Below are 10,122 nucleotides of genomic sequence, written 5' to 3'. Positions count from 1 at the left end.
CGCTTGTCGATCACGCGGCGCGCCTTGCCGGTCAGCGTGCGTTCCACATGGCCCGCGTCCGACACCTGGATGCGCGCGCTCACGCCGATGTGCGTCTTCACGGCATGCTGCAGCTGCTTGCCCAGATTCGTACGGTCCGCATCCGACAGCGTCGAGAATTCGGCGCGCAGTTCGGTCAGGATTTCCAGCTCGTCCATATTGCCGGTGCGCGACAGCACCAGCTGGTAATGCGGCGCCAGCTGGGCGATCTTCAGGACCAGTTCCTCGACCTGGGTCGGGAACATGTTCACGCCGCGCACGATCAGCATGTCGTCGCTGCGGCCAGTGATCTTGCCGATGCGGCGCATGCTGCGCGCGGTGGGCGGCAGCAGGCGGGTCAGGTCGCGGGTGCGGTAGCGGATGATGGGCATCGCTTCCTTGGTCAGCGAAGTGAACACCAGTTCGCCCGGCTCGCCGTCGGCCACGGGCTCGCCCGTGTCCGGATTGATGATTTCCGCGTAGAAATGGTCTTCCCAGACCACCGGACCGTCCTTGGTCTCGACGCATTCGCTGGCCACGCCCGGCCCCATCACTTCGGACAGGCCGTAGATGTCGACGGCGTCGATGCCGGCTTCGGCCTCGATGTCGGCGCGCATCTGCCCGGTCCAGGGTTCGGCGCCGAAGATGCCGATGCGCAGCGAGCTTTGACGCGGATCAATCCCCTGGCGGCGCTGTTCCTCCAGAATATTGCAGAAGTAGGAGGGCGTGACCATGATGATGTCCGGACGGAAATCGTTGATCAGCTGCACCTGTTTTTCGGTCTGTCCGCCCGACATCGGAATGACCGTGCAGCCCAGGCGTTCGGCGCCGTAATGCGCACCCAGGCCGCCCGTGAACAGGCCGTAGCCGTAGGCCACGTGCACCGTGTCGCCAGGCTTGCCGCCCGCCGCGCGGATCGAGCGCGCCACCAGGTTGGCCCAGTTGTCCAGGTCGCCCTTGGTGTAGCCCACCACGGTCGGCTTGCCGGTGGTGCCGCTGGACGCGTGGATGCGCGAAATGCGCTCGCGCGGCACGGCGAACATGCCGAAGGGATAGTTCTCGCGCAGTTCCTTCTTCGTGGTGAAGGGGAACTTCGAGATATCGGACAGCTGCTTCAGGTCGTCAGGGTGTACGCCGGCTTCATCGAAAGCCTTCTTGTAGTGCGGCACGTTGTCGTAGGCGTGCTTGAGCGACCACTTCAGGCGCTCGAGCTGCAACGCGCGCAGCTCATCCTGGCTGGCATGCTCGATGGGGTCCAGCCCCGGCTTGCTCATGGTGTTGGACATGGTTATCTCTCTCCTGAAATTCTCTCTGCGCGGGGCCTGATCGCGGCGGGCATATGCCCTGCCCGCTCGCTGCCCGGCCCGCGGCCGTATAGCTTTGGTTGGCTGGCTGCCTCAAGCGTCCGCGGGAACGCCGACGATCTGGCCCTTGATGCGGTAGGAACGGCCGCGGAACAGCGCCACGTTGCGTCCGTCCTGGTTGGTGACGGTGACGTCATAGACGCCGGTGCGGCCGGCCAGCGAGCGCTCCTGCGCCACCGCGGTCAACAGATCGCCTTCGAAGCCCGGGGCCAGATAGTCGATGGTGCAGCCCGAAGCGACGGTGCTGACGTTGCGCGAATTGCACGAAAAGGCGAACGCGCTGTCCGCCAGGGCGAAGATGAATCCGCCGTGGCAGGTCTTGTGGCCGTTCAGCATGTCGGGACGCACGCGCATGGTCAGGCGCGCGTAGCCCGGCGCCATTTCCTCGACTTTCATGTCCAGGCCCTGCGACGCCGCGTCGCCCGCGTACATGACGGTGCCGACGGCTTGCGCCAGCTCCTGGGGATCGGCCGGCACTTCGACCTCGGGAACGTGTGCGTTCATTCTTATTGCCCCTTGAATTGCGGTTCGCGCTTGCCCAGGAAGGCGGCCACGCCTTCCGCATAGTCCGCGCTGCGGCCGAGTTCGCGCATCATGTCGCGCTCCAGGTCCAGCTGCGTGGACAGGTCATTGCCCAGGCTGGCCTGCATGGCCCGCTTGGTGAACGCCAGGCCCTTGGTCGGCGCCTTGGCGAAATGCTGCGCCCGGCGTTCCAGCGTCGCATCGAATTCCTCGTCCGCCACGCATTGCCAGATCAGGCCCCACTCTTCGGCCTGCTTGGCGCTGAGCTTGTCGCCCAGCATGGCCAGGCCCATGGCGCGGGCGCGGCCCACCAGGCGCGGCAGCACGAAGGTGCCGCCGGTATCGGGAATCAGCCCGAGGCGGCAGAACGACTGGATGAACGTGGCCGAAGCCTTGGCGATGACGATATCGCCGGCAAACGCCAGGTTGGCGCCCGCGCCGGCGGCCACGCCGTTCACGCCCACCACGACGGGCATGGGCAGGGCGTTCACGCGGCGCACCAGCGGCCCGTAGAACTTGTCGACGGTCTCGCCGAGGTCGGGCGGCGTGCCGTCGGCGGCGGGCTTGCGCTCGCTCAGGTCCTGGCCGGCGCAGAAGCCGCGGCCCGCGCCGGTCAGCACCAGCACGCGCGCGCCTTCGGTCTCCACGCGCGTCAACGCGTCGGCCACTTCGCCGTGCATGTTGGCGGTGAAGCTGTTCAGCTTGTCGGGACGGTTCAGCGTCAGGCGCGCGATGCCGCCCGACAGGTCGAATTGGATATCCTGGTAGCTCATGTCAGCGGCCCCGTTCAGACATGGCGGCGGGTTTGCACCACGCGGAAACGGTTGGACACGAAGGCCGAATCCGACAGCGCGGCGTTGGCGGCCGGGTTGGCGCCGGTGCCGTGGAAGTCGCTGAAGGCGGCGGTCTGGTTGACGAACACGCCGCCCGTCAGGTTCAGCGACAGCGACACGCCCGAGACTTCCGCCGCGTCCTGCACCTGGTCGGCGACGGCGTCGCTGGTGGTGTAGGCCGACAGCGACAGCGCGCCATGCTTGATCACGCTGTCGCGCGCCAGCTGGATGCTGTGGGTGGTGGAGTCGGTGGCGACCACGAAGGCGATCGGACCGAACCATTCCTGGCTGATGGCGGCGTTGCCGGCTTCCGTGCGCAGCAGGAGCGGCGTGCGGACGCGGGCGTTCTCGAACTGCGGGTGCGTCAGCGCCTTGCTGTCGGCCACCACCGGCAGGCCCAGCGCGCGGGCCTTCTCGATGCGCTCGACGATGCCTTCGTTCTGGATCGCGCCGGTCAATTCGACGGCCTTGGCCGCATCGGCGCCGACCTTCTCGACCGCGGCGCCCAGGGCGGCGGCGACCTCGTCGAAGCTGACGCGGCCTTCCGGCGTCTGGATGCCGTCGCGCGGCACGTAGATGTTCTGCGGCGCGGTGCACATCTGGCCCGAATACAGGGCCAGCGAGAACGCCAGGTTGCGGGCCACGCCCTTCAGGTCGTCGGTGGAGTCGATGATGACCTGGTTGACGCCGGCCTTCTCGGTGTAGACCAGCGCCTGGCGGGCGTTGTTCTCCAGCCAGTCGCCATTGGCGGTGCTGCCGGTGAAGTCGACGATCTTGACGGCCGGGTCCAGCGCCAGCTTCTGCGCGGTGTCATCGCCGGCCGCATGCGCGGCCAGCAGGACGACGTCCGGATCGAAGCCCGCTTCCTGCAGCACTTCGCGCGCCACCTTCACGGTGATGGCCAGGGGCAGGATGGCGCCGGGGTGCGGCTTGACGATGACGGTGTTGCCGGTGGCCAGGCTGGCGAACAGGCCGGGGTAGCCGTTCCAGGTCGGGAAGGTGGAGCAGCCGATCACCAGCGCGACGCCGCGCGGCACCACGGTGAACTGCTTTTCCATGCGGATCGGGTCATTCTTGCCTTGCGGCTTTTCCCAGACGGCGACGCCGGGGATGCGCGACATTTCCTGCCAGGCGTAGGTCACGGCTTCGAAGCCGCGGTCCTGCGCGTGCGGGCCGCCGGCCTGGAAGGCCATCATGAAGCCCTGGCCGGTGGTGTGCTGGACCGCGTAAGCGATCTCGAAGCTGCGCTTGTTCAGGCGGGCCAGGATTTCCAGCGACACGCCCACCCAGGCGCGCGGGCCGGCGCGGCGCCAGTCTTCCAGCGCGCGCTTGGAAGCGGCGATCAGCTTGTCGGCGGGGACGTGCGGATAGGTGATGCCCAGGTCGAAGCCGAACGGCGATTTTTCGCCGCCCACGGTACCGTCGGCGTCGTGCAGGTTCAGCGGGAAAGGCTTGCCTTGCAGCGCCTCAAAGGCCGCGCGGCCCTCGTCGTTGGCGGTTTCGCCATAGTTGCGGGGGCTGGGCGACTCGGCAAAGGGGCTCCAGTAGCCGCGCAGGGAGGCGGCGGCCATGGCTTGTTCCAGCAGGGGCTGATGGCGTTCGAAGAATTGTTGGGACACTGCGTCTCTCCAAATGGATATGGTTTTATCTGCCTGGCGCGGGCCGGGTCAGGTTTCCTGATCGAAGTCGATGACCAGGCGGTCGCTGACCGGAAAGCTCTGGCAGCTCAGGATGAACCCGCGCGCCACTTCGTAGTCTTCCAGGGCGAAGTTGGCGTCCATGTCCACCTCGCCTTCGATGACCTTGCAGCGGCAGGTGGAACACACCCCGCCCTTGCACGAATACGGCAGTTCGATACCTTGCGCCAGCGCCGAATCCAGCACGCTGTCTTTATTCTTTTCAATCACGAACATACGGCTGTGGCCGTCCTGCACCACGGTCACCTCGCACTGGCCCTTGCCGGGCGCCTGGCGGGCGTCCTGGCCGGTGCGCAATGCGCGCGGCCCCTTGGGCGCGCCGAAGAGTTCGAACTTGATGTTCGACTTCGGAATGCCGCGGGCCTGCAGCCGCTCGACCACGCTTTCGGTCATGGTCTGCGGACCACAGACAAAAGCGTAATCGATATCCTCGGGACTCATCCAGGCCGACATCAGCTGGTCGACCTTGTCGCCGTCCAGGCGGCCGTTGAAGAGTTCGATGTCCTGGGTCTCGCGGCTCATGATGTAGACCAGCGAGAAGCGCTCCATGTAGAGGTTCTTCAGGTCTTCGATCTCTTCGCGGAACAGCACCGCGGACGAGGCGCGGTTGCCGAAGAACAGCGTGAACTTGCTGTTGGGCTCGGTCGACAGCGCGGTCTTGACCAGGGAGAACACCGGCGTGATGCCGCTGCCTACGGCAAACGCCACATAGTGGCGCTTGTTCTCGGGGGAAAAATCGACGGTGAAGTTGCCGGCCGGCGCCATGACTTCCAGGGTCTGGCCGGGCTGCAGCTCATGGTTGGCCCAACTGGAGAAGACGCCCTCGTCCACCTTCTTGATGGCCACGCGCAGCAGCTTGTCGTCGGGCGCGGAACAGATGGAATAGGAGCGGCGCTGTTCCTGGCCGTTGAGCTCGGTGCGCAACGTCAGGTACTGGCCCGGCTGGAAGGCGAACTCTTGCGCCAGCGTCTCGGGCAGGTCGAAGGTCACGACCACGGCGTCGCGCGTGTTGCGCGCCACCGAAGCCACCGTCAAGGAATGGAATTGGTTCTGGCTCATTGCGAAACCGCTCTCAGTGAGTCTTGAAATAATCGAAGGGTTCGCGGCAAGACACGCAGCGATACAGCGCCTTGCACGACGTGGACCCGAAGTTGCTGACCAGGCGCGTGTCTTTCGAGCCGCAGCGCGGGCAGGCGATGGCGGGGCCGGCCGCACGCCGGCTGATGCCCGAGATGTCGACGGCGCGTTCGGCGGGCGCGGCGATGCCATAGCCCTTGAGCGCCTCGCGTCCCTTCTCGCTCATCCAGTCGGTGGTCCAGGCTGGCGCCAGGCGGGTTTCCACGCGAACCTCGGCGATGCCGTGGCGGGCCAGCGTCTGCTGGATATCCTGCGTGATCTCGCGCATGGCCGGACAGCCGGAGTACGTGGGCGTGATGACCACGACACAGGCCTCGCCGTCCCAGGACACGTCCCGCACCACGCCCAGATCCACCACGGACAACACGGGGATCTCCGGATCGGGGACCTCCAGCAGCCAGGCGTAGACCTGGTCGGCGGAAACGGGCGCCAGCGCGTTCACCAGGTGGCTCCCGGATAGGCGCGCGGCAGGAACTGCATTTCGGCAAGCACGTAGCCCAGTTCCTCGGTGTGCTTGCCCTGGCGTCCGCCGCGGTGCGCCAGATGGTTGGCGGCGGCTTCGTCGGGCACGGTCAGCGTGGCTTCTTCCAGCACTTCGCGCACGTGCGCCAGCCAGGGCTCGCGCAAGGCCGACAGCTCGCAGCCGATGCCGCGGGCGGCGACGTCCAGGTCCACGGCGTCGTCGGCGAACAGTTCGCCGGTGAAACGCCACGCGTCATCGATGGCCGCCTGCATCTTGGCATGGCTTTCCGCCGTGCCGTCGCCCAGGCGCACCACCATGTCCGAGGAACGGCGCACGTGGTAGGTCACTTCCTTGATGGCCTTGGCCGCGATGCCGGCGACGCGTTCGTCGCTCGACTTTTCCAGGCGCTGCAGCAGGAAGTAGTGCCAGACGTCGAACAGGAACTGGCGCGCCATGGTGTCGGCGTAGTTGCCGTTGGGGCGTTCGGCCAGCAGCACGTTGTGGAACTGGTGCGCGTCGCGCAGGTAGGCCAGCGCGTCTTCGTCGCGTCCGGCGCCTTCGACCTCGCCCGCCAGCGTCAGCCACATGCGGGCCTGGCCCAGCAGGTCGAGCGCGGTATTGGTCAATGCCAGGTCTTCTTCCAGGATCGGGCCGTGGCCGGTCCAGGCGCCCAGACGCTGCGACAGGATGAGCGAGGAATCGCCCAGGCGCAGCAGGTATTCAAACAGAGTCTTGTCCATGTCTCCCCCGCCGTCTTACATGTGCTTGATTTCTTCGGGCATCGGGAAGAACGTGGGATGCCGGTAGACCTTGCTGTTGGCCGGTTCGAACAGCGGGTCCTTGTCGCCGGGGCTGCTGGCCGAAATATCGGAGGCGCGCACCACCCAGATGCTCAGGCCTTCGTTGCGGCGCGTGTAGACGTCGCGGGCGTGGTTGATCGCCATTTCGGCGTCGGACGCGTGCAGGCTGCCGACGTGCTTGTGCGCCAGGCCGTGCTGGCTGCGGATGAACACTTCCCACAGGGGCCAGTCTTTGCTCATGATGGATGTCCTTGAATACCGGGCGCGCGCGGCGCGCCCTGATCTGCAATGGTTAAAAGAGTGAGTCCGGAAACCCAGCCACCGGAGCCGCAGCGCGGCCGCGCGGAGCCGGCTTTGCCGGTCCGCAGTGGCGCCCCCTTAAGGGGGAAGCGCGCAGCGCTTCGGGGGTGGGTTTCATCCTCTCACGCGGCTTTGCGCTCTGCCTGCTTATCGGCGTAGGCGACCAATGCGTCGCGCACCCAGGCGCCGTCCTCGTGCGCCTTGACGCGCGCGGCCAGGCGTTCGCGGTTGCAGGGGCCGTTGCCCTTGAGCACCGCGTAGAACTCGGACCAATCGATTTCGCCGAAATCGTAGTGGCCGCGCTCGGCGTTCCACTTCAGATCGGGATCCGGCACCGTCAGGCCCAGGTATTCGGCCTGCGGCACGGTCTGGTCCACCATTTTCTGGCGCAGTTCGTCGTTGGAGAAGAGCTTGATCTTCCAGGCCATGGACTGGGCGCTGTTGGGCGAGTCGGCATCCGAAGGACCGAACATCATCAGCGCCGGCCACCACCAGCGGTTCAGCGAGTCCTGCACCATCGCCTTCTGCTCGGGCGTGCCGTTCAGGCACATCTGCATCAGCAGGTCGTAGCCCTGGCGCTGGTGGAAGGACTCTTCCTTACAGACGCGCACCATGGCCCGCGCATAGGGGCCGTAGGAACAGCGGCACAGCGGGATCTGGTTGATGATGGCCGAGCCGTCGACCAGCCAGCCGATCATGCCGATGTCGGCCCAGCTGAGCGTGGGGTAATTGAAGATGCTGGAGTACTTGGCGCGGCCGGCGTGCAGATCGTCGATCAGGTCGTCGCGCGACACGCCCAGGGTTTCCGCGGCGCTGTACAGGTAGAGGCCATGGCCGGCTTCGTCCTGGACCTTGGCCAGCAGGATGGCCTTGCGCTTGAGCGAAGGCGCGCGGGTGATCCAGTTGCCTTCGGGCAGCATGCCCACGATTTCAGAGTGCGCGTGCTGGGAAATCTGGCGCACCAGCGTCTTGCGGTAGGCGTCCGGCATCCAGTCCTTGGCCTCGATGCGGACGCCGTCGTCGATCCGGCGTTGGAACGTCTGTTCCCGGCCTTCGAGCTGGTCCGCGGTCTTGACCTGCTTGACGCCGGTTTCGACGAGTTGAGCGTACATGTCTGTCTCCTTGAAGACGGTTTGCGAAAACGCAAAGCAAACGTTCCGCAGTGCCGTCATGTCATAGGCGGATTATTTAATACAAAAAATTCATTGTCAAACTCAAATCTGTATCACATTGGATTTATGTATCATATTGCGGATCCCGATATCGGCCGCCCCGGCCCCCTCTAATGGCAAACCCTCAGTCGCCCCTGGACCGCTTTCTGTCACGCCTGATCAAGAACGATCCGCCGCGCGCAAAATCGCTCTGCGTCAGCCTGCTCGGGGACGCATTGGCGCCGCACGGCGGCGCCATCTGGCTGGGCGACCTGATCGAGCTGCTGGCCCCGCTAGGCATCAATGAACGCCTGCTGCGCACCAGCGTGTTCCGCCTGGTGGCGCAGAACTGGCTGCAATCCGAACGCCACGGACGGCGCAGCCTCTACCTGATTTCCGAGCAGGGCCTGCGCCACACCGCGCATGCCTCCCAGCGCATCTATGTCGGCCCGCCCCAGGAATGGAACGGCGAGTGGACGCTGGTCGCCCTGCCGCGCACCGGCAACGGGCTGGCCGAACGCGCCGAGTTGCGCCGGGAGCTGGTCTGGGAGGGCTTCGGCATGATCGCGCCCGGGCTGTTTGCCCACCCGCACACCGAGGCGAGCGCCGCGCACGACATCCTGGAAAAGCTGGGCATCCCCGACCGCGCCCTGGTGCTGTCGGCGCGCGACCTGGCCGGCGCCGGCGGTCTGCCGATAGCCAGCCTGGCCTCGCAATGCTGGAACCTGGACGAGCTGGCCGAGCAGTACCGCCAGTTCGCCAAGAATTTCGGTCCGCTGGAAAAGCTGCTGGAAACCCCGCCCGCGCCTGCCGAGGCGTTCATCGTGCGCGTCATGCTGCTGCACAGTTGGCGCCGGATCGTGCTGCACGATCCGCAACTGCCGGGTCCCATGCTGCCCGACGACTGGCCCGGCCATGCCGCCCGCGAGATCTGCGGCCGCATCTACTGGCAGGTGTTCGACGCGTCGGAAGCGCATCTGGATGCGCTGGCCGGCCGCGACAACGAGCGCTACGCGCCGCTGGCAGCCGACATCGCCTCGCGCTTCGGCGGCAAGCCCGCGTAAGACGAATCCTTCGGGTCAGGCCGCCGGGGCGATGGTCACGCCCAGCGTGTCCACTGCCGACACGCCGCAGGCGTCGCGTCCCGGCCCCGGCAGTTCCAGCCCCCTCGCCCGGCCGATGAAAGACAGGGTCCAGCGCGCCCGGATCGGCCGCCCCAGGGCCTCGCCGCTATCGGCGTCGATGCCGCTGGGCACGTCCAGCGCCAGCACCGGCACGTTCCAGGCGTTGACCGTGTCCACCAGCGCCTGCCAGTCCGCGCCCAGCGGGCGATTCAAGCCGATGCCGAACAGGCCGTCGATGACCAGTTCCGGCACGAAGCCCGGCTGCAGCGCTGACCAGGTTTCACCGCCCGCGGCCTGCCAGCCGGCATAAGCGCGGGCGGCATCGGGCGGCAGGCGCTGCGCCCCCGATGGCAGCAGCACGCGCACGTCATGCCCCATGGCGCGCAGGCCGGCCGCGGCTTCCAGCGCATCGCCGCCATTGTTTCCAGGCCCCGCCAGCGCCAACACCACCGTCCCCGGCCGGATCCGCGCTGCCGCGTAACGGGCCGCGGCCGCCCCCGCCAGGGGCATCAAGCTTCGGCCGGCGGCCAGGGCCTGGCGTTCGGCGTCGCGGATGCTGACGACTGAGTATGAGAACGGCATGGCCTATTTATGCGTGAAATTAACGCATTGCGTGAAAATTTACCCGCAAATCAGGAGGAATTGCGCCACTGGCCCCGCGAATTCGCGGGATTTTCGCTTCCTGCCAGTTGGCACGCATCTTGCGTTGTAGT

General features: G+C 66.5%; 11 protein-coding genes. 1 reads left to right on the top strand and 10 read right to left on the bottom strand.

Annotated elements, in window-relative coordinates:
- From paaK to paaA, 9 genes are all read right to left on the bottom strand, one after another.
- On the bottom strand, positions 1-1,304 hold a 1,304-nt coding region (gene paaK / locus N5C88_RS23865), incomplete at its 3' end, for a phenylacetate--CoA ligase PaaK (protein WP_280016362.1).
- Positions 1,305-1,415: 111 nt separating this feature from the next.
- On the bottom strand, positions 1,416-1,886 hold the full coding sequence (paaI, locus tag N5C88_RS23860; protein WP_059379296.1) for a hydroxyphenylacetyl-CoA thioesterase PaaI: 471 nt from the start codon (positions 1,884-1,886) through the stop codon (positions 1,416-1,418).
- Positions 1,887-1,888: 2 nt separating this feature from the next.
- Positions 1,889-2,677, bottom strand: coding sequence for a 2-(1,2-epoxy-1,2-dihydrophenyl)acetyl-CoA isomerase PaaG (gene paaG / locus N5C88_RS23855; protein WP_280016361.1), 789 nt, complete (start codon positions 2,675-2,677; stop codon positions 1,889-1,891).
- 14 nt (positions 2,678-2,691) lie between these two features.
- Positions 2,692-4,356 carry a phenylacetic acid degradation protein PaaN gene (paaN, locus tag N5C88_RS23850; RefSeq protein WP_059379298.1) on the bottom strand — a complete coding sequence of 555 codons (1,665 nt, stop codon included), beginning with the start codon at positions 4,354-4,356 and terminating at the stop codon, positions 2,692-2,694.
- Between the two features lie 48 nt (positions 4,357-4,404).
- Complete coding sequence (gene paaE, locus N5C88_RS23845) at positions 4,405-5,493, bottom strand: 1,2-phenylacetyl-CoA epoxidase subunit PaaE (RefSeq protein WP_059379299.1); 1,089 nt, start codon at positions 5,491-5,493, stop codon at positions 4,405-4,407.
- 13 nt (positions 5,494-5,506) lie between these two features.
- Positions 5,507-6,013, bottom strand: coding sequence for a 1,2-phenylacetyl-CoA epoxidase subunit PaaD (gene paaD / locus N5C88_RS23840; RefSeq protein WP_280016360.1), 507 nt, complete (start codon positions 6,011-6,013; stop codon positions 5,507-5,509).
- A complete protein-coding gene (gene paaC / locus N5C88_RS23835; protein ID WP_059379301.1) occupies positions 6,010-6,774 on the bottom strand; it encodes a 1,2-phenylacetyl-CoA epoxidase subunit PaaC in 765 nt (254 codons plus the stop codon). Before paaC ends, paaD begins: the two co-directional genes overlap by 4 nt.
- Before the next feature lie 15 nt (positions 6,775-6,789).
- Positions 6,790-7,074, bottom strand: a complete 285-nt coding sequence (paaB, locus tag N5C88_RS23830) for a 1,2-phenylacetyl-CoA epoxidase subunit PaaB (protein WP_013392438.1) — start codon at positions 7,072-7,074, stop codon at positions 6,790-6,792.
- A gap of 182 nt (positions 7,075-7,256) precedes the next feature.
- Positions 7,257-8,246, bottom strand: coding sequence for a 1,2-phenylacetyl-CoA epoxidase subunit PaaA (gene paaA, locus N5C88_RS23825; protein WP_280016359.1), 990 nt, complete (start codon positions 8,244-8,246; stop codon positions 7,257-7,259).
- A gap of 173 nt (positions 8,247-8,419) precedes the next feature.
- Between paaA and paaX the strand changes: the two genes are divergently transcribed.
- Positions 8,420-9,349, top strand: coding sequence for a phenylacetic acid degradation operon negative regulatory protein PaaX (gene paaX, locus N5C88_RS23820; RefSeq protein ID WP_059379303.1), 930 nt, complete (start codon positions 8,420-8,422; stop codon positions 9,347-9,349).
- A 15-nt stretch (positions 9,350-9,364) separates the two neighbouring features.
- Here the strand turns inward: paaX and N5C88_RS23815 are convergent, their stop codons facing one another.
- On the bottom strand, positions 9,365-9,991 hold the full coding sequence (locus tag N5C88_RS23815; RefSeq protein WP_280016358.1) for an NAD(P)H-hydrate epimerase: 627 nt from the start codon (positions 9,989-9,991) through the stop codon (positions 9,365-9,367).
- Positions 9,992-10,122 lie beyond the last annotated feature (131 nt).

Origin of the sequence: Achromobacter sp. GD03932 (genome assembly GCF_029839485.1) — a bacterium.
Lineage (GTDB): Bacteria > Pseudomonadota > Gammaproteobacteria > Burkholderiales > Burkholderiaceae_B > Achromobacter > Achromobacter bronchisepticus_A.
Note: the sequence above shows the minus strand (reverse complement) of the source record. Positions and strands in the feature narration are given on the sequence as shown.